Origin of the sequence: Mycobacterium sp. IEC1808 (assembly GCF_002101935.1) — a bacterium.
Classification (GTDB): domain Bacteria; phylum Actinomycetota; class Actinomycetes; order Mycobacteriales; family Mycobacteriaceae; genus Mycobacterium.
Genome location: NZ_LQPV01000011.1, coordinates 38,332 through 56,151, shown reverse-complemented (window position 1 = coordinate 56,151; position 17,820 = coordinate 38,332). Strand labels below are relative to the sequence as shown.

The following is a 17,820-nucleotide window of genomic DNA, read 5'->3' as shown; positions in this document are numbered from 1 at the left end:
GGTCCCGAGGCATTGCCTCGGGACCGTTCGGGGGGACAATGAGGTCCGTGGAATGGACCGGCGCACGCTACGCGGATACCCCCACCGTGGAAGCCTCGACGTGGATCGACGCCGACCCGGAGCGGGTGTGGGATCTGGTCTCCGACATCGAGCTGATGCCGACGTTCAGCAGCGAGCTGAAGGCGGTGGAGTGGGCCGACGGCTCGGACCGGCCACGAATCGGCGCCCGCTTCGTCGGACACAACGAGCACGACGCGTTCGGCCAGTGGAGCACCACCTCGCAGATCGTCGCGTGCGATGCGCCACGCGTATTCGCCTGGGCCGTGGGCGAACCCGACCATCCCTCTGCGACCTGGCGATTCCGGTTGACGCCCCGCGACGGCGGCACCCTGCTGAGCTTTTGGATGCAGATGGGACCCGGGCGGTCGGGGCTGTCGGTGGCCATCGACTCGATGCCGGACAAAGAGGAAAAGATCGTCTTCGTGCGCATGCGGGAGTTCGAGGGGGCGATCGGCAAGACGCTCGCCGCGCTCAAGAGGCTCGCCGAGCACGGGGTGCGTTGATGCGCACCGCGACGACGGTCGAATTGTCCCGCGCCGCAGCCGAAGTCGTCGAGTTTGCCGTCGAGGCGGAACGGCTGGGTCTCGACGTGTGCTGGGTGGCCGAGGCCTGGGGCACCGATGCGCCCTCGGCGCTCGGCTACCTCGCCGCGCGGACCGAGAGGATGCTGCTCGGTTCGGGCGTCCTGCAGCTCGGCGTCCGGTCGCCCGTCATGGTCGCCCAGACCGCGATCACGCTGTCGAACCTGTCGAACGGGCGGTTCCTGCTCGGGTTGGGGGCGTCGGGTCCGCAGGTGATCGAGGGCCTGCACGGCGTGTCGTTCGATCGACCGCTGGCGCGGATGGCCGAAACCGTCGACATCGTGCGGCAGGTGTTCGCGGGGGACAAGATCTCGCACTCCGGCAAGGAGTTTCAGATTCCCCGGCCCGGCGGTGAGGGGGTGCCGATGCGATTGTCGACCCGCGCCGAGCACGCGATTCCGGTCTACCTGGCGGCGCTGTCACCGGCGATGCTGCGGCTGACCGGGCGTATCGCGGACGGATGGCTGGGCACCAGCTTCGTTCCGGAGGGGTCCGGCGACGCGTATTTCTCCCACCTCGACGAGGGGCTGGCGGCCGCGGGCCGCACGCGCGCCGATATCGACATCTGCCAGGGAGCCGAGGTTGCGTTCGCCGCCGACGAGGACGAGCTGCGCGGCATGATCGCGGGCCGCAAGAAGGAGCTCGCCTTCAGCCTCGGCGGCATGGGCTCGTCGAGTACGAATTTCTACAACCAGGCGTACAGCCGGCAAGGCTGGGCCGACGTCGCGGCCGAGGTTCGGGAGCGGTGGCAGGGCGGCGACCGAGACGGCGCGGCCGGGTTGGTGTCCGATGAGATGGTGCTGGCCACCACGCTGATCGGAACCGAGGAGCTGGTCCGCGCGCGTCTCGCCGTCTGGCGCGACGCCGGCGTCGACACCGTGCGGCTGTATCCCGCCGGGGACACGCTAGAGGCCAAGCTGGGCACTCTGGGCCGGGCCATCGAGCTGGTCCGCGAGGTCGGCTGAATCTCGAGCGTGGGGGCTATGGACGAATTCGAGGCGGATTTCGTACACAGGCCCCACGTTCGGCGCCCGGTCTCAATGCACCTGCGTCGGCGCGTCGACGACCTTAACCAGTTTCACCTCGGGCCGCGCCGGCACACCGTCGGCCAGGAACCACCGGAACGCTAGGTTGCCGCGGGGATAGTCCAGCGTGGTCAGCGAATTCGGGTGGGTCGTCATGCCGCGGGACAACACGATCGTCACCGAGCCATCGCCGTTGAGCGCGGCGCTGCTGCCGTTGATGGAACACCTGGCATCGGCCGCGCCATAGGTAGCCATGAACTGGTTCCACACCACCATGTTCCAGAACCGGCACGCCGGCGGTCGGTGCGTGATGACCAGCGCCTCGTCGTCGTCGAGCACGAAACTGCCGTAGGAATAGCACGCGTCACGCGCCGACCAGCCGAAGTTGGCGTCCGGCACCTGGTAGGGGTCGGCGAATTCGTTTGCCGCGTGCGCGGTCTCGTGCCCGAGCGCGTGCTCCTCGTCCGCTCGAGTGCCGACGGCCAGCGGCACGATGGCGAACATCGTGCGCAGCCACGTGGCCGCCGCCCGCAGGCTCGCCGCGGTCTCGGCGTCGCCGTGTCGTATCGGGTCGGGCTCGTCGAGCGCCTCGATGTTCCACACGACCGGGCGGCCGGTCAGCGGGTCGGCCTGGTAGTCGCGGGTCATCAGCACGGCCGCGTCCGGTGTCGGGGGGAATTCGAAGCTGAAGTTGCCGTCGGCGTCGACGTCGAGATCGCTGTCGCGGACGATCGCAACGACCCGGTCCGACCACGCGCCGGGCGAGGGTTCGTTGTAGGCCGTCACCGAAAAGTACACGCTGTCACCGCGATTGCCGCTGATGCGGTAGCGCCGCTTCGGGTCCACCGGACACAGGAAGTAGTAGGCGTCGGTGTTGTCGCCGCCCCACCGACGGTCGCGCCGAAACGGCGTGTTCACCGCGACGAACTGCGGGCGCCCCGGCTCGGGAAACAGGTAGGCGTCGAACGCCACGCCGAGTGTGGCGGCAAGCATGCGGTAGCCGTCGGCGATGTGGCGATCGTCGGTGACGGCGCGGTCGCCCTCGAGGAAGGAGCGGTCGAGGGTGCCGAGCGTGGCGAGCAGCTCCTGCCACGCGGCCGTCGAGTCGTGCGTCATGTGCTGATTCCCTTCAGTAGCAGCGTGGTGGTGCGGTCGACCCACGCGTCGTCGAGTTCCTTGGCGCGGGTGAGCAGGGCGACCAGAATCAGGCCCGCGACGGCCTCGGCGAGTTCGGCGGCGCTGACGTCGGCCCGCACCTCGCCCCGCGCGGCCGCGGCCTGCAGCCACTCGGCCAGGCCACCGGCGATGACGTCGGCGAACCGCTCCAGCAGCGCCGAATGCAGGGTCGGGTCTGCGGCCATCTCGCCGACCAGCCCCGGCAGTGCCGCGCGGGCGGCCGGCGTCGTCAGGAAAGCCATTGCGCGGCGGACCATTTCGCGCAGGTCGTCGGGCGGCGAGCCGGTGTTCGGAATCGCGGTCGCGGCGCCGATCGGGAACACCGCTTCATGCACCAGGTGCGCCTTGCTGGGCCAGCGCCGATAGATCGCGGGCTTGCTAGTGCCGGCCCGCTCGGCGATGGCGGAGACCAACAGGCCCGAGTAACCGGTTTCCGAGAGAAGTTCGACGGTCGCGCGCAGCACGGCCGCGTCGATACGCGGGTCACGGGGTCGGCCAAAGTCTATCGTCATTACGTGACTCAGAGTAACATAAGTCGCCGTGACCGAAGCCGTTCGCTCAGTTCCCCTCGACGACCTGGCCCTGCCCCGATTCAGTGCCGAGGCCCAACAGATCCTCGACATGATGGCCACCATGGCCGCGGACTGTCCGCTCGATGCCGACGCCCTGCACGCGAGGGCCAGTGCCGATACCGGCCTGGACGATTTCGGCGCGGACGACTACCGAGAACGACTCGACGTCTACCTCGCCGACCTACGGTCGATCGACGGGCTGCACCCGGCCGGGGCGGTCAACTTCTTCGCGCAGTTGGTGCAGCTGCTGAAGAACCGGTTGCTGTTCACCGACCTGCTGCGTCGGCATCCCGAGATCCACGAAATCGACCTGCAACCGCCGGTCGTGATCGCCGGGCTGCCCCGCACCGGCACCACCCACCTGCACAACCTGCTCGCCGCGGCGCCCACGTTTCGCACCATGCCGTACTGGGAAAGCGTCGAGCCGTTTCCCTTGCCGTCTGAGGCGGGAATCGAGCCGGATCCGCGGCGCACCCGGATGGACGTCGGGGTGTCGGTCATCAACACGGTGATGCCCCATTTTCCGTTGATGCACGAGATGACCACGGACCACGTGCACGAGGAAATCCAGCTGCTCGCAAATGACTTCTCGACGATGCTCTTCGAGACCCTCGCCGAGGCGCCGCGCTGGCGCGGCTACTACCAGGCGCACGATCAGACGCCCCACTACCGCTACCTGGCCGGGCAGCTCAAGGCGATGCAGTTCCTGCGCGGCGGGCGGCGCTGGCTGCTCAAGTCGCCGCAGCATCTCGAGCAGGTGCCGGTGCTGGACCGGGTTTTTCCGGGCAGCATCGTGGTGTTCACCCATCGCGATCCGGTCCCGGTGGCGGTGTCGATGATCGCGATGATCACCTACTCCGCGCGCATGCACCGCTCGCCCGTGCCGGTGCGAGAGATTGCGGCGCAGTGGATCGACCGCCTCGATGACATGCTGACCGCGCTGGTTCGCGACCGCGACGCCATCGGTCCGGCACGCTCGGTCGACATCCGCTTCGACGACTTCATGGCCGACGAGCTCGGTGTGGCGGAGCGGGTGTACGGGCTGGCCGGTGAACCGTTCACCGACCAGGCGCGCGCGGCGGTCGCCGGCTACCTGGCGGGGCATCAGCGCGGCCGGCTGGGCAACGTCGAGACGTCGTACGAGATGTTCGGGTTGACGGAGGACGCCCTGCGGGAGCGCTTCGCGCCATACGTCGACCGGTTCCTGAGCTGAGGCGGCGGTCGGCTACGTTTTCAACTCATGGTCGCTATGCCCGCGTTGAACGGTGTCGAACACAGGTACGTGGAACTCGGCGACGGGGTGACGATCCACGTCGCCGACGCGGGCCCGGCAAACGGGCCGGCGGTGATGCTGGTGCACGGCTTCCCCCAAAACTGGTGGGAATGGCACGATTTGATCCCTCCGCTCGCCGCCGACGGCTATCGGGTGCTGTGTCCCGACCTGCGCGGCGCGGGCTGGAGCTCGGCGCCCCGCTCGGACTACCGCAAGAACGACATGGCCGACGACCTCGCCGCGGTGCTCGACCGCTTGGGGGTCGCGACGGTCACGCTCGCCGCGCACGACTGGGGCGGGCCGATCGCGTTCATCATGATGCTGCGCCATCCGGACAAGGTCACCGGTTATTTCGGCATGAACACCGCTGCGCCGTGGTTCAAAAGGGATCTCAAGCTCGCCCGCAATCTGTGGCGGTTCTGGTATCAGATCCCGATCATGTTGCCGGTGATCGGCCCGCGCGTGATCGGCGATCCCAAGGCCAGGTTCTACCGGCTGCTGGCGTCCTGGGTCGGCGGGGGATATTTGGTGCCCGAGGAGGACGTCCGCTTCTACATCGAGTGCATGCGCCAGCCGGGGCACGCGGTGGCCGGTTCGAAGTGGTACCGCACTTTTCAGACGAAGGAGGTGCTGGGCTGGCTGCGCGGCGAGTACGACGACGCCCGCGTCGACGTGCCCGTCCGCTGGCTGTGTGGAACGAAGGACCCGGTGCTGACACCGGACCTGCTGGACGGATACGGCGACCGGATAAGCGATTTCGAGGTCGAGCTGGTCGACGGCGTCGGCCACTGGATCGTCGAGCAGCGACCCGAGCTGGTGCTTGACCGGCTGCGGGCGTTTCTTCGCGGTGAAACGTAAACCGCTGCGGCGCTATTCGACGCCGATGGTGACTTCGGTGGACTTGATGAACACGGTCGCGGGCTGACCGACCGCCAAGCCGAGGTCGACCGCCGCGTCCTTGGTGACCGACGACGTGACGATCTGCTCGCCGCCGTCGAGCTTGACCTTCACGATCGCCATCACGGCGCCGAGATCGACCTCGGTGATGGTTCCCTTGAGTTGGTTCCGGGTCGATAGCCGCATCGCGTCCTCCGTCTGTGGGCTCTGCGGTCAAACCTAGTGCCGCGGCCCGAGCAGGGCTACGGAGGCGTCCACCGCCGGTTCGACGATCTCGCGCACTGGTTTGCCATCCTCGACCGCCAGCGCGGTCAGCTCGCGCAGGCCACCCAACAGGATCACGGCCAGCGGCGCGGTCAACGGCGGCAGCTCCGCGCGCCGGAAGCCCGGGCTGGCGCTGAGGTCGATCAGCAGGTTCGACAGCAACTGCAACCCCCGGCGCTGGACCGGGCGGGCGACGGCGCCCAGCGACGGCAGCTCGCGGATCAAGCTCAGGGTGATGGCCGGTCGCGCCTCCATGTGTTCGACATAGGCCTCGACGGCCTGGCGAATCTGCCGGTGCCAGTCCGCCTCCGGGTCGACGGCCGCGGCGATGTTCTCGCCCAGCCTCTCGATGTCGGCCCGCAGCAGTTCCAGGAAGCACTCTTCCTTGCTCGCGAACTGGTCGTAGAAGGTGCGCTTGGACGTGCGGGCGTGGCGGACGATGTCGGCGACCGTGCTGGTCCGGTAGCCGCGCTCCCCGATCGCAGTGGCGAGGCCGTCGAGCAGCCGGAGTCGAAAAGGATCCGATGAAGGGTCGGCCACGACCGCGTCGTCAACCGCTGATGTCACGGCCGCCCCCTTCGGTGAATACGGACCTTGTCAGGCTTGGTACCACAGAGTACCGTATCGGGAAAGGTTTGGTACACCGCGGTACCGCCCCCGAATCCGGGCGAGAGATATGGGGAGCAACAACGCCATGAGCGACGTCGTCACCGCCCCGCCGGGGACACCGGCAGTCAGGCTGCCCCCGACCGCCCGAATCCCGAAGCCGTTGTCCGGCATCGCCTTCGCGATCTCGCGGCGCGGGATGATCAAGCGGTTGGCGCGCCGCTACGGCAACGTCTTCACTCTTACCATCCCTATTTTCGGTCGGGCGGTGATCGTGTGTGACCCGCAGTTGGCGAAGCAGGTGTTCACCACCAGTCCCGAGGAGCTGGGCAACATTCAGCCCAACCTGAGTCGGATGTTCGGCTCGGGTTCGGTGTTCGCGTTGGATCGCGAGGAGCACCGCCAGCGGCGACGGCTGTTGGCACCGCCGTTCCACGGCAAGAGCATGAAGAACTACGAGGCCATCATCGAAGAGGAGACCCTGCGCGAGACGGCCAATTGGCCGGAGGGCCGGCCCTTCCCGACCTTGCCCTCGATGATGCGCATCACGCTCAACGCCATCCTGCGCGCGGTCTTCGGCGCCGACGGCGCCGAGCTGGACGAGCTGCGCCGTCTCATCCCGCCGTGGGTCACCCTGGGCTCACGCTTGGCCGTATTGCCGAAACCCGAACGGACATATGGCCGGTTCACCCCGTGGGGCAGGCTGGACTGGTGGCGGCGCCAATACGACGTCATCATCGACAAGCTCATCGCCGACGAGCGGGCCGATCCGAGCTTCGCCGAACGCACCGACGTGCTCGCGCTCATGCTGCGCAGCACCTATGACGACGGCTCCCCCATGTCGCACAAGGACATTGGTGACGAATTGCTCGCGCTCCTGGCCGCCGGTCACGAAACGACGGCGGCGACGCTGGCGTGGGCGTTCGAGCGGGTGACCCGCCACCCCGACGTGCTGGCCGCTCTGGTGGAGGAAGCCGACAACGGCGGGAACGAGCTGCGCCAGGCGACGATCCTGGAGGTCCAGCGGGCCCGGACGGTCATCCTTTTCTGCGCCCGCCGCGTATTTCCACCGACCTTCGAGCTCGGCGAATGGGTTCTCCCCCAAGGGGATTCGATAATCGTGAGCATCTCGCAGATCCACGACGATCCCGATATCTATCCCGACCCGGAGCGCTTCGAACCGCAGCGCTACATCGGGGGCAAGCCGTCGACGTTCGCGTGGATCCCGTTCGGTGGGGGCACCCGCCGCTGCGTGGGGGCCGCGTTCGCCAACATGGAGATGGACGTGGTGTTGCGAACGGTGCTGCGCGACTTCACGATCGAGACCACGACGGCGCCGGGGGAGCGTTGGCACTCCCGCGGTGTCGCCTATACCCCCAAGAACGGTGGGCGCATCGTCGTCCACCGGCGCTGAGCGCGCGCTAGGGGTTGAGTCAGCTGCCGGCGGCGGCGCGGCGCGGCAGCTTCCAGCCGGGACGCACGAAGTGGCAGGTGTACCCGTTGGGGTAGTTCTGCAGGTAGTCCTGATGCTCGGGCTCGGCTTCCCAGAAGTCGCCCGCGGGGCTGACCTCGGTCACGACCTTGCCTGGCCACAGGCCCGACGCCTCGACGTCGGCGATGGTGTCCAGCGCGACCCGCTTCTGCTCGTCGTCGACGTAGAAGATGGCCGAGCGGTAGCTGGTCCCAATGTCGTTGCCCTGGCGGTTCTTCGTCGTCGGATCGTGGATCTGGAAAAAGAACTCCAGCAGCGTGCGGTAATCGGTGACCGCAGGGTCGTAGACGATTTCGATGGCTTCGGCGTGCGTGCCGTGATTGCGGTAGGTCGCGTTGGGAACGTCGCCGCCCGTGTAGCCGACCCGGGTCGAGATGACGCCGGGTTGCTTGCGGATCAGGTCTTGCATGCCCCAGAAGCAGCCGCCGGCGAGAATCGCCTTTTGAGGATCGGTCATGATTGCCCCTCCTTGCCGTCTCGCTATCGCAACCCGAAGCGATCTTCCGATTATTCCGCACAACCGCCGCCGCCGGTGGGCAGGTGTTGGCCGCCGCGGCGACGGCGGGCAATGCTCGACAAACGTCAATAGAACGTGTTCTAGTTTTGGCATGACTACCGCCACGTTCTCGCACAGCGAACTCGCCGCCGCCTTCGAGAAATTCGAGGAAACGGTCGCCCGGGCCGCCGAGACCCGGGACTGGGACGCCTGGGTCGAGCAGTACACGCCGGACGTCGAATACATCGAGCACGCGGCGGGCACCATGCACGGACGCGACGAGGTGCGCGAGTGGATCAAGCAGACGATGACCACCTTCCCCGGCAGCCACATGGTCGCGTTCCCCACACTGTGGTCGGTCATCGACGCGCCCACCGGGCGGGTCATCCTCGAACTGGACAACCCGATGCGCGACCCCGGCGACGGCAGCGTCATCAGCGCCACCAACATCACGATCATCACGTATGCCGGCGACGGCCTGTGGAGTCGTGAAGAAGACATCTACAACCCGCTGCGTTTCCTGCGCGCGGCGCTGAAGTGGTGCCGCAAGGCGCAGCAGCTGGGCACCCTCGACGACGACGCCGCGCGTTGGATGGAACAGAACGGTGGGCAACAGTGAGCGCGAAACCCAAGCTCGTCATCGGCGCCAACGGCTTTTTGGGTTCGCATGTGACCCGCCAACTCGTCGCCGACGGCGCCGAAGTGCGGGTGATGGTGCGCCCGAAAGCCAACACCCGCAGCATCGACGACCTGCAGGTCACCCGCTTTCAGGGCGACGTCTTCGACACCGACACGGTGCGTGAGGCGATGGACGGCGTCGATGACGTGTACTACTGCGTCGTCGACACGCGCGCCTGGCTGCGTGACCCGTCGCCGTTGTTCCGCACCAACGTGGACGGCCTGCGCAATGTCCTCGACGTCGCCGTCAAGGAACCCGGCTTGCGCAGGTTCGTCTTCACCAGCACCTACGCGACGGTGGGCCGGCGACACGGGCACGTGGCGACCGAACAGGACCTTATCGACCCACGCGGCCTGACGCCGTACGTCCAATCCCGGGTCCAGGCCGAAGATTTGGTGATGCGCTACGTCGCCGAGGCCGGGCTGCCCGCCGTCGCGATGTGCGTCTCGACGACGTACGGCAGCGGGGACTGGGGCGGCACCCCGCACGGCGCGTTCATCGCCGGCGCGGTCTTCGGCAAGCTGCCCTTCCTGATGAACGGCATCCAGCTGGAGGTCGTCGGCGTCGACGACGCCGCCCGGGCCATGATCCTGGCCGCCGAGCGCGGCCGCATCGGGGAGCGATACCTGATCTCCGAGCGGATGTTCGCGCTGAATGACGTCGTCCGAATCGCGGCCGACGAGGCGGGCGTACCGCCGCCGCGACGCTCGATCTCCGTGCCGGTGCTCTACGCCCTGGCCGCGATGGGCACCCTGAGGGCGCGACTCACCGGCAAGGACTCCGAACTCAGCCTCAAATCGGTGCGGATGATGCGCGCCGAAGCGCCCGTCGACAGCAGCAAGGCGATGCGCGAATTGGGCTGGCAGCCGCGCCCGGTCGAGCAATCGATCCGCGAGGCGGCCCGGTTCTGGGCCGCCCTGAAGGGAGCGCAGTCCGCTCGATCCGCGACGAAGAACAGCACCGCCGCCCAGGCCGACTAGCCTGCGCCCGTCGGTTCAGTTGGCGGGCCGCGGCGGCAAGGTCGTGACTACCGCGTCGCCGGTCGCGGTGGACGAGGAGAGATGCAGCGGATGCAGCGGCAGTTCGCTCGTCTGCGTCAACGCGGCCTGATGTTGCAGGATGATGCCCTCACGCAGCGCCCATGGGCTCACTTGCACGGTGGGAATCTCCAGGTAGCGCAGCGTCTCGAGGGCGACGATCGCCCCGGCCAGGATCTGTCCCGCCCGCGCCGTCGACACGCCACGCAACCGGGCGCGTTCGGCCGGGGTCAGCCGTTTCAGCCGGGGCAAGCAGCGAGCCAGGTCCGCCGTCGCCAGGGTGCGGCGAACGAACGGGCCCTTGCGCATCTTGGGGGCGCCGCACAACCGCGCCAATTGCCGGAACGTCTTCGACGTCACGACCACCTGGCCCGGTTTCCCCTCCCAGATGATCCGGTCGGCGACGTCACCGAGCTCGCTCTCGACGCGTTTTCGCAGCGCCTTGAGTTGCTTGGCGGAGGGCACCGGCGCGGAGCCGAAGAACTCGCGGGTGGCGCGGCCGGCCCCCAGCGGAAACGAGAAGGCGAAGTCGGGCGCCTGGTCACGACCGAAGGCCAGTTCCATCGAGCCCCCGCCGATATCGATGATGAGCATCCGCCCGGCCTGCCATCCGTACCAGCGGCGGACGGCGCCATAGGTCAGGCGAGCCTCTTGCTCCCCGGAAAGCACTTGCAACCGGATCCCGCACTGATCTTCGATGTGGTCCAGCACCGCTTCCCGATTAGAGGCATCGCGAATCGCGGCCGTCGCGAACGGGTACAGCCATTCGACATCGAAGTCGCGCGCCGCGGAAATCGCTTGCTCCACGGCGGAAGTCACATGGGCGATGCCCGATTTCGAGATCGAGCCGTCCTCGCCCAGCTCCTCACCAAGGTGGGTGTGCTCCTTGACGGCGCGGACCGGAAGCGGCGGACTGCCCGCCACCGCATCGACCACCTGCAGCTGCGCCGAATTCGAGCCCACGTCGAGCACTCCGAGTCGCATAGCGAGCGCATACCCCCGGATGTTCGACCTATGCAAAGCCGCGGGGAAGTCTTGGACCCGGATCGGTGTTGCAGAACACATCCGCGTCTGAGGAGGAACCCATGACCCACCCGGAAATCAAAGAACCGAGCGCCGGACATCCGATCACCATCGAGCCGACGAAAGGCCGGGTACAGGTGCGCGTCAACGGCGAACTCGTCGCCGACACCACCGCGGCGCTGGAGCTGCGCGAGGCGAGTTTGCCTGCGGTGCAATACATTCCGATCGACGACGTGGTCTTCGACCGGCTCACCCGCACGGACACCAGCACGCACTGCCCATTCAAGGGTGACGCCAGCTACTACAGCGTGACGACCTCCGCGGGCGAGACCGTCGTCGACGCGATCTGGACGTACGAGCAGCCCTACCCCGCCGTCGCGGCGATCGCGGGGCACGTCGCCTTCTACCCGAACAAGGCCGAGATCTCAGTAGCCCCCGCTGGGTGACTGGGGCAGCGCGCGCTCCTGCGCGCGCGTGTCGCTGTATTCGCGCATCGAGACGATCAGCCCGTCGCGTATCTCGAAGATGCACGCGAAGGGGCTGTCGTATTCGACCCCGTCGGTGTTGGTGCCGAACGCCTGGGCCTCAACCACCACCGTGTCGCCGTCGGCGAAGCAACTGCGCAGCTCGACGGTAAGATCCAAGGTCCGTTTGCGCCACTCGACCGATTGCCGCAATGTCGCCTTGTCGAACGCTATCCGGGTGTAAAGGCTCCAATAGGTGAAGTCGTCGCTCAGCAGCGAAAAGCCCTCGTCCAGGTCGGCGCCCTCGGTCAGGCTCTGCAAGAACATCCAGGCGAGCTCCGTGTGCGGGCCATCGAATGGCGTCATCACATCGCAATATTGTCGTGGGACACGATCACCGGTCAAACGGCAGGGTCCTTGGAACTCGCTGTGACTGAAGATTGCGGAGTGAACGGGTGAAAAGCGCGCGGACGGTCACATTCCCCGGGGCGGCCAGCTTCGGACACACCTTGGCGCCCCTGCGCCGCGGTCCGCGCGACCCGTGCTTCCGGCTGCCCGGCGACGGCACCATCTGGCGGACCAGTCTGCTGCCCAGTGGGCCCGTCACGGCGCGGATCCGCCGCGCGACCGCCAACGCGGCCCACTGTGAGGCCTGGGGCGGCGGTGCTCAGGAGTTCATCGAGATGCTGCCCGCGATGCTGGGCGCCGATGACGACGCGTCGGACTTCGAGCCGCGCGACCCCATCGTTGCCGCCGCCCACCAGCGCGTCCCGCACCTGCGGCTGGGCCGCACCGGACGGGTGCTCGAGGCCCTGATCCCGGCCATCATCGAGCAGCGGGTGCCGGGCGCCGACGCGTTCCGGTCCTGGCGCGTCCTGGTGTCCAAGCACGGGACCCCCGCGCCCGGGCCGGCGCCGGCCGGGATGCGGGTGCCGCCGTCGGCCGACGCGTGGCGGCACATCCCGTCGTGGGAGTTCCATCGCGCCAACGTCGACCCCAGGCGGGCGCAGACGGTGGTGGCTTGTGCGCGGCGGGCGGCCTCGCTGGAGCGGCTGGTGGCGCGGCCGGCGGAGGAGGCCCGCCGGGCTTTGACCTCCCTGCCGGGGGTGGGTGAGTGGACCGCCGCCGAAACCGCGCAGCGCGCATTCGGCGACGCCGACGCCGTGTCGGTGGGCGACTATCACATTCCCAAGATGATCGGCTGGACGCTGCTGGGCCGCCCCGTCGACGACGCCGTGATGCTCGAGCTGCTCGAGCCGATGCGCCCACACCGCCACCGAGTGGTTCGGTTGCTGGAGGCCAGCGGGCTGGCGTACGAGCCGCGGCGCGGCGCCAGGCTGCCGGTGCAGCAAATCCACACGCTCTGACCCACGGTGTTTTCCGGATGGGCCATCGGGTACCCAGCAGGGCAGTACCGTGTGCGAACCGCAGGGAAGGAAGCTAGGAAAAGCAATGACTCAGTTCACTATTCCGGGATTGACCGACAAGCAGGCGGCGCGACTGACCGAACTGCTGCAAAAGCAACTGAGCACCTACAACGATCTGCATCTGACGTTGAAGCACATCCACTGGAACGTGGTGGGCCCGAATTTCATTGGCGTGCACGAGATGATCGATCCCCAGGTGGACGCGGTGCGCAACTTCGCCGACGACGTCGCCGAACGCATTGCGGCACTTGGGGCTTCGCCACAGGGCACGCCGGGCGCGATCATCAGGGATCGCTCGTGGGACGACTATTCGGTCGGCCGCGACACGGTGCAGGCGCATCTGGCTGCGCTCGACCTGGTCTACAACGGCGTAGTCGAGGACATCCGCCAATCCATCGACGAGACGGACGAACTCGACCCGGTGACCCAGGATTTGCTGATCGGGCAGGCGGGACAACTGGAGAAATTCCAATGGTTTGTCCGGGCGCACCTGGAAAGCGCGGGCGGCGCGCTGGCCCACGAGGGCGCGAGCACCGAAAAGGACGCGGCGAGCAGCGTGCGGCGCGAGTCCTAGCTATCGGTAGCTGATTCGCCTTCGGCGACCGTGGAGGGCTGGCGCGCGCGCTCGGCCTCGGCGGTTTCCCGGTTCAGCCGCTGCGCCTCGTAGATGGTGACGTTGCTGCGCGACAGCACCAGGGCCGCTATCCCGACGGCGAGGATCGCGCCCGGCACCACCGAAAACGAGCCCGTCATCTCGGCGACCATGATCATGATCGCGAGGGGCGCGCGCGCGACGCTGCCGAAGCACGCCATCATCCCGACCACGACGAAGATTCCGGGCTGGTGCGGCACCCCGGGCAGCCCGGACAGCTCGCCCAGCCGCCAGACGGCGGCCCCCACGAACGCGCCGATCACGATCCCCGGTCCGAACAGGCCGCCGGATCCGCCGGTACCGATCGACAGCGACGTGGCCACGATCTTGGCGATCGGCAGCACGATGACGACCCACAGCGGGATCGCCAACAGCGACGTGCGGTCGGCCGCCAGCTGGGCCCAACCGTAGCCACTGCTCAGGATCTGCGGGAGCAGCAGTCCCAGCAGCCCGACGAGCAGCCCGCCCAGCGCCGGCTTGAGCACGGCGCCGCCGGGCAGCCGCTTGGTCAGCCGCACTGTGGCATGAAAGGTGCGGGCGTATAGGTAACCGATCGCAGCCGCGACCAGACCGATCACCACGAACCACAGCAGCGGCCATGCCTTCTCGAAGCGGTACTCGGCATCGATGTAGCCGAACAGCGGATCGAAGCCCAGGAATGCCCCGAGCACCGCGTAGGCCGTGCCCGAGGTGATGAAGCCGGGGAGCAGGTAGCGGTAGTCGAAGTCGTCGCGGTAGGGGATCGACGCGGCCAGCACCGCCCCACCCAGGGGTGCCGCGAAGATTGCGCCGATGCCGGCGCCGATGCCCAGCGCCACCGCCGTCCGGCCGTCCTCGTCGGACAGGTTCAGCCGCCGGGCGAGCAGCGAGGAGAAGCCCGCCGAGATTTGCGCGGTCGGGCCCTCGCGCCCAGCCGAGCCGCCCGAGCCGATGGTCAGCGCGCTGGCCACCATCTTCACCAGCACGGCACGAAAGCGGATGGCGCGGGGATCGCCGTGGACGGCCTGGATGGCTTCGTCCGTGCCGTGGCCGGTGGCCTCCGGGGCCAGCTTCGCCACGATCAACGCGGACAGCAACGCGCCGCCCGTCGTCACCAGCGGGATGGCCCACGCCCGGCTGAAGCCCGTCGACCCGTGGCCGCCACCCTCCCCCACGGGCGTCGGGATGTGGTAACCGGCCAGGTAGCCGAGCAGAAATTCGCCGGTGTACTTCAGCGCGAAATAGAAGGCGACGGCGCCCAGGCCGGCGATGACGCCGATAGTGACGCCCAGCAGCAGCCACTTCTGCACGTAGCCCGACTTGCGGATCGATGCCCCGAAGCGGCCACCTGCGGCACGGGCCGGGGCCTCCGCGGGCTGGGGTTCCTCATCCGTCGGCTCTTCCCCGGGCACCACGTCATCTTAGGCAGACGGGAATAACCGGACTTCGGTCCGGTTATAGAGACAGCTCTAATCGAGGAGGTAAACATGCCTGCTGTAACCGCAGACACGCTGACGCTGCCGCGCGTCGGCGCCCCAAGTCCCGCCGACACCGAACGGCCCGTCCGGTCGATCACCACCGGACCACGCGGCTACGAGGGCGAGGGTTTCCCAGTTGTCCGTGCGTTCGCCGGGGTCAGCACCGCCGACCTGGACCCCTTCGTGCACATGGACCAGATGGGCGCGGTGGAGTACCAGCCGGGTGAACCCAGGGGCACCGATTGGCATCCGCACCGCGGGTTCGAAACCGTCACCTACATGATCGACGGCAAGTTCGCGCATCAGGATTCGCACGGCGGTGGCGGGCTGATCACCGACGGCGCGACCCAGTGGATGACGGCGGGTTCGGGAATCCTGCACATCGAGACGCCGCCAGCCGAACTGGTCGAAAGCGGCGGGTTCTTCCACGGCGTCCAGCTGTGGGTGAATCTGCCGAAGAGGGACAAATTCGCGGCACCCCGGTATCAGGCCATCGAGGGCGGCGACGCCGGGTTGGTGGCGTCGGACGACGGCGGGGCCCTGGTGCGCATCGTCGCCGGTGAGATCGGCGGTCAGCGCGGTCCCGGGATCACCCACACGCCGATCACGCTGGCGCACGCGACGATCCAAAGCGGCGCCCGGCTCAACATTCCGTGGCGGCGCGATTTCAATGCGCTGCTTTACGTGCTGTCCGGCGACGGATACGTCGGTCCGGTGCGCCACCCGATCCGCTCGGGGCAACTGGCGGTGCTCGGGCCGGGCGACCGGATCACCGTGGGGGCCGGCCGGCAGGCGATCGATGTGCTGCTGTTGGGCGGTCAGCCGATTCGTGAGCCGGTATTCCACTACGGGCCTTTCGTGATGAACACCCGCGCCGAATTGATCGAAGCGCTAGAGGACTACCACGCCGGAAAATTCGGAACTATTCCGCCAAATGCGCTAATGCCCCACCGTGGCGGTGGCACACTCTAGAAATGCCGCAAACGGCGAGTCGCCGGCCGGGACGTCCCCCCGCCGCAAAGGCGGATGAGACGCGACAGCGGATCATGCAGGCGGCTCGCCTGGTATTCGCCGAGCGCGGCTACGACGGCGCGACGTTCCAGGCGATCGCGGCCCGCGCCGACCTGACCCGACCGGCGATCAACCATTACTTTTCTACCAAGCGGCTCCTGTATCGGGAGGTGTTGAAACAGACGAACGCCCTCGTCATCGGCGCGGGGATGCGGCAGGCGGAGGGCGAGAAAACGCTAACGGGCCGGCTCACGGCGTTCATCACAGCCGCGGTGCGGGCAAACTCCGACAATCCCGCCGTCTCGGCATTTCTGATTGCCGCGGTGCTCGAGTCGCAACGGCATCCGGAATTAAGCGGAGCTGAAATTGATTCGGTCAAAATTAGCCGCGAATTTCTGGCGTCGGCGGTCAGCGAGGCAATCGAGCGCCGAGAGGTCGCTCCCGATATCGACGCGGCCGCATTGGTCGAGACACTAATAATCGTGCTCTGCGGCGTCGGGTTTTACGCCGGCTATATCCGCAGCTATGAAGAGATCCTCGCGATCAGCGACGTGCTGCGCCGGCTGCTGGAAGGCGCCCTCTGGAGGCCGGAGGCCTGACCCGGTCGGGCGCAGTGAAGTTGCGCACAAAGCGCATAGGCTAACTAACTTATTCGGTAGCATGGTCGCGTCATGACTGATGTGGACGCCTCCTTACCGCCTTCCCTTCGGACCGCCGGTGACAGCTGGACCATCACCGAACTCGTCGGCGCTACCGCGCTCGGGGTGGCCGCTGCTCGGGCCGCGGAAACGGCCGGTCCGGACCCGCTGATCCGTGACGAGTTCGCCCGCCTGCTGGTGTGGTCTGCCGGTGACGCCTGGGCGCGGCTGGCCGACCCCGAGCTGGCTTGGCTCGACGGCGATCCGCAAGGCCAACGCGCGCACCGGCTCGGCATCGACTACCAGGCGGTGCGCACCCACTTCTTCGACGAATACTTCGGCGAGGCCGTCAACGCCGGGATTCGGCAAGTCGTGATCCTGGCCGCCGGGCTGGACTCGCGGGCCTACCGGCTGAACTGGCCACCGGGCACCGCGGTCTACGAGATCGACCAGCCCAAGGTGCTCGAGTACAAGACCCGAACGCTGGAGGAGCACGGCGCGGTGCCGACCGCGGCCCGGCGGCCCGTTCCGGTGGATCTGCGCGACGACTGGCCTGCGGCCCTGACCGCCTCCGGCTTTGACCGCGCCCAACCCACCGCGTGGCTCGCCGAGGGCTTGCTGCCATACCTGCCGAGCGACGCCCAGGACCGACTGTTCGAGATGTTCACCGCGCTCAGTGCGCCGGGCAGCCGGGTCGCCATCGAGGCGTTCGGCATGAACTCGCGAAGCAATTCGCAGCGCTGGCTGCGGATGCGGGAGCGGCTCGGCCTGGACGTCAACGTGCAGGCGCTGACCTTCCACGAGCCCGACCGCACGGACCCCATTGCCTGGCTGACCGACCACGGCTGGCAGGTGGACGCCGTGAATAACCGCGACGAGATGGCCCGATTGGGCCGCCCCGTTCCCGACGACCTGGACGACGAGGCCGTCCGCAGCACGCTACTGCGCGCGCGTCTTGGCGGACCGAACAGCTGATGAAGGAGCAACCAA

The 17,820-nt window shown here is 67.8% G+C and carries 21 protein-coding genes; 13 read left to right on the top strand and 8 right to left on the bottom strand.

Going from position 1 to position 17,820, the window contains the following annotated elements; all coding sequences use genetic code 11:
- The first annotated feature begins 38 nt into the window (after positions 1–38).
- Positions 39–563, top strand: coding sequence for an SRPBCC family protein (locus AWB92_RS06950; protein WP_173817370.1), 525 nt, complete (start codon positions 39–41; stop codon positions 561–563).
- Positions 563–1,606 carry an LLM class flavin-dependent oxidoreductase gene (locus AWB92_RS06945; RefSeq protein WP_085184653.1) on the top strand — a complete coding sequence of 348 codons (1,044 nt, stop codon included), beginning with the start codon at positions 563–565 and terminating at the stop codon, positions 1,604–1,606. The genes AWB92_RS06950 and AWB92_RS06945 overlap by 1 nt, the downstream gene beginning before the upstream one ends.
- Positions 1,607–1,678: 72 nt before the next feature.
- On the opposite strand, the gene AWB92_RS06940 is transcribed toward AWB92_RS06945, so the two are convergent.
- On the bottom strand, positions 1,679–2,782 hold the full coding sequence (locus tag AWB92_RS06940; protein WP_085184652.1) for a DUF1214 domain-containing protein: 1,104 nt from the start codon (positions 2,780–2,782) through the stop codon (positions 1,679–1,681).
- The gene (locus tag AWB92_RS06935; RefSeq protein WP_085184651.1) at positions 2,779–3,354 is read right to left on the bottom strand and encodes a TetR/AcrR family transcriptional regulator; all 576 of its coding nucleotides are present in this window, start codon (positions 3,352–3,354) and stop codon (positions 2,779–2,781) included. The genes AWB92_RS06940 and AWB92_RS06935 overlap by 4 nt, the downstream gene beginning before the upstream one ends.
- Positions 3,355–3,382: 28 nt before the next feature.
- Between AWB92_RS06935 and AWB92_RS06930 the strand changes: the two genes are divergently transcribed.
- Complete coding sequence (locus AWB92_RS06930) at positions 3,383–4,627, top strand: sulfotransferase (RefSeq protein ID WP_085184650.1); 1,245 nt, start codon at positions 3,383–3,385, stop codon at positions 4,625–4,627.
- Positions 4,628–4,654: 27 nt separating this feature from the next.
- Entirely contained in the window at positions 4,655–5,545 is an 891-nt protein-coding gene (locus AWB92_RS06925; RefSeq protein WP_085184649.1) for an alpha/beta hydrolase, read from the top strand.
- Between the two features lie 12 nt (positions 5,546–5,557).
- On the opposite strand, the gene AWB92_RS06920 is transcribed toward AWB92_RS06925, so the two are convergent.
- Complete coding sequence (locus AWB92_RS06920; protein ID WP_085184648.1) at positions 5,558–5,770, bottom strand: TOBE domain-containing protein; 213 nt, start codon at positions 5,768–5,770, stop codon at positions 5,558–5,560.
- Between the two features lie 33 nt (positions 5,771–5,803).
- Complete coding sequence (locus AWB92_RS06915; RefSeq protein WP_085184647.1) at positions 5,804–6,415, bottom strand: TetR/AcrR family transcriptional regulator; 612 nt, start codon at positions 6,413–6,415, stop codon at positions 5,804–5,806.
- A gap of 127 nt (positions 6,416–6,542) precedes the next feature.
- On the opposite strand from AWB92_RS06915, the gene AWB92_RS06910 reads away from it, so the two are divergent.
- Positions 6,543–7,868 carry a cytochrome P450 gene (locus AWB92_RS06910; protein ID WP_085184822.1) on the top strand — a complete coding sequence of 442 codons (1,326 nt, stop codon included), beginning with the start codon at positions 6,543–6,545 and terminating at the stop codon, positions 7,866–7,868.
- A gap of 19 nt (positions 7,869–7,887) precedes the next feature.
- Here AWB92_RS06910 and msrA read toward each other — a convergent pair whose 3' ends face one another.
- Positions 7,888–8,403, bottom strand: a complete 516-nt coding sequence (msrA, locus tag AWB92_RS06905; RefSeq protein ID WP_085184646.1) for a peptide-methionine (S)-S-oxide reductase MsrA — start codon at positions 8,401–8,403, stop codon at positions 7,888–7,890.
- Positions 8,404–8,554: 151 nt separating this feature from the next.
- On the opposite strand from msrA, the gene AWB92_RS06900 reads away from it, so the two are divergent.
- Positions 8,555–9,061, top strand: a complete 507-nt coding sequence (locus AWB92_RS06900; protein ID WP_068113176.1) for a nuclear transport factor 2 family protein — start codon at positions 8,555–8,557, stop codon at positions 9,059–9,061.
- Positions 9,058–10,101 carry an NAD-dependent epimerase/dehydratase family protein gene (locus AWB92_RS06895; protein WP_085184645.1) on the top strand — a complete coding sequence of 348 codons (1,044 nt, stop codon included), beginning with the start codon at positions 9,058–9,060 and terminating at the stop codon, positions 10,099–10,101. Before AWB92_RS06900 ends, AWB92_RS06895 begins: the two co-directional genes overlap by 4 nt.
- A 15-nt stretch (positions 10,102–10,116) precedes the next feature.
- Here the strand turns inward: AWB92_RS06895 and AWB92_RS06890 are convergent, their stop codons facing one another.
- Positions 10,117–11,142, bottom strand: a complete 1,026-nt coding sequence (locus AWB92_RS06890) for a hypothetical protein (protein ID WP_085184644.1) — start codon at positions 11,140–11,142, stop codon at positions 10,117–10,119.
- A 101-nt stretch (positions 11,143–11,243) separates the two neighbouring features.
- Here AWB92_RS06890 and AWB92_RS06885 point away from each other — a divergent pair, with 101 nt between their 5' ends.
- Positions 11,244–11,627, top strand: coding sequence for a DUF427 domain-containing protein (locus AWB92_RS06885; protein WP_085184643.1), 384 nt, complete (start codon positions 11,244–11,246; stop codon positions 11,625–11,627).
- Here AWB92_RS06885 and AWB92_RS06880 read toward each other — a convergent pair.
- Positions 11,607–12,014, bottom strand: a complete 408-nt coding sequence (locus AWB92_RS06880) for a nuclear transport factor 2 family protein (protein ID WP_068176718.1) — start codon at positions 12,012–12,014, stop codon at positions 11,607–11,609. The genes AWB92_RS06885 and AWB92_RS06880 overlap by 21 nt on opposite strands.
- A gap of 86 nt (positions 12,015–12,100) precedes the next feature.
- Between AWB92_RS06880 and AWB92_RS06875 the strand changes: the two genes are divergently transcribed.
- Both AWB92_RS06875 and AWB92_RS06870 read left to right on the top strand, forming a co-directional pair.
- Positions 12,101–13,012, top strand: coding sequence for a DNA-3-methyladenine glycosylase (locus AWB92_RS06875; protein WP_085184642.1), 912 nt, complete (start codon positions 12,101–12,103; stop codon positions 13,010–13,012).
- A gap of 85 nt (positions 13,013–13,097) precedes the next feature.
- A complete protein-coding gene (locus tag AWB92_RS06870; RefSeq protein WP_085184641.1) occupies positions 13,098–13,646 on the top strand; it encodes a DNA starvation/stationary phase protection protein in 549 nt (182 codons plus the stop codon).
- On the opposite strand, the gene AWB92_RS06865 is transcribed toward AWB92_RS06870, so the two are convergent.
- Complete coding sequence (locus tag AWB92_RS06865; RefSeq protein WP_085184821.1) at positions 13,643–15,115, bottom strand: chloride channel protein; 1,473 nt, start codon at positions 15,113–15,115, stop codon at positions 13,643–13,645. The genes AWB92_RS06870 and AWB92_RS06865 overlap by 4 nt on opposite strands.
- A 75-nt stretch (positions 15,116–15,190) precedes the next feature.
- Between AWB92_RS06865 and AWB92_RS06860 the strand changes: the two genes are divergently transcribed.
- The 3 genes from AWB92_RS06860 (at position 15,191) to AWB92_RS06850 (ending at position 17,805) form a co-directional block, all read left to right on the top strand.
- On the top strand, positions 15,191–16,153 hold the full coding sequence (locus tag AWB92_RS06860) for a pirin family protein (RefSeq protein WP_085184640.1): 963 nt from the start codon (positions 15,191–15,193) through the stop codon (positions 16,151–16,153).
- A gap of 2 nt (positions 16,154–16,155) precedes the next feature.
- On the top strand, positions 16,156–16,791 hold the full coding sequence (locus AWB92_RS06855) for a TetR/AcrR family transcriptional regulator (protein ID WP_085184639.1): 636 nt from the start codon (positions 16,156–16,158) through the stop codon (positions 16,789–16,791).
- 72 nt (positions 16,792–16,863) lie between these two features.
- Positions 16,864–17,805, top strand: a complete 942-nt coding sequence (locus tag AWB92_RS06850) for a class I SAM-dependent methyltransferase (RefSeq protein WP_085184638.1) — start codon at positions 16,864–16,866, stop codon at positions 17,803–17,805.
- The last annotated feature ends 15 nt before the right edge of the window (positions 17,806–17,820 follow it).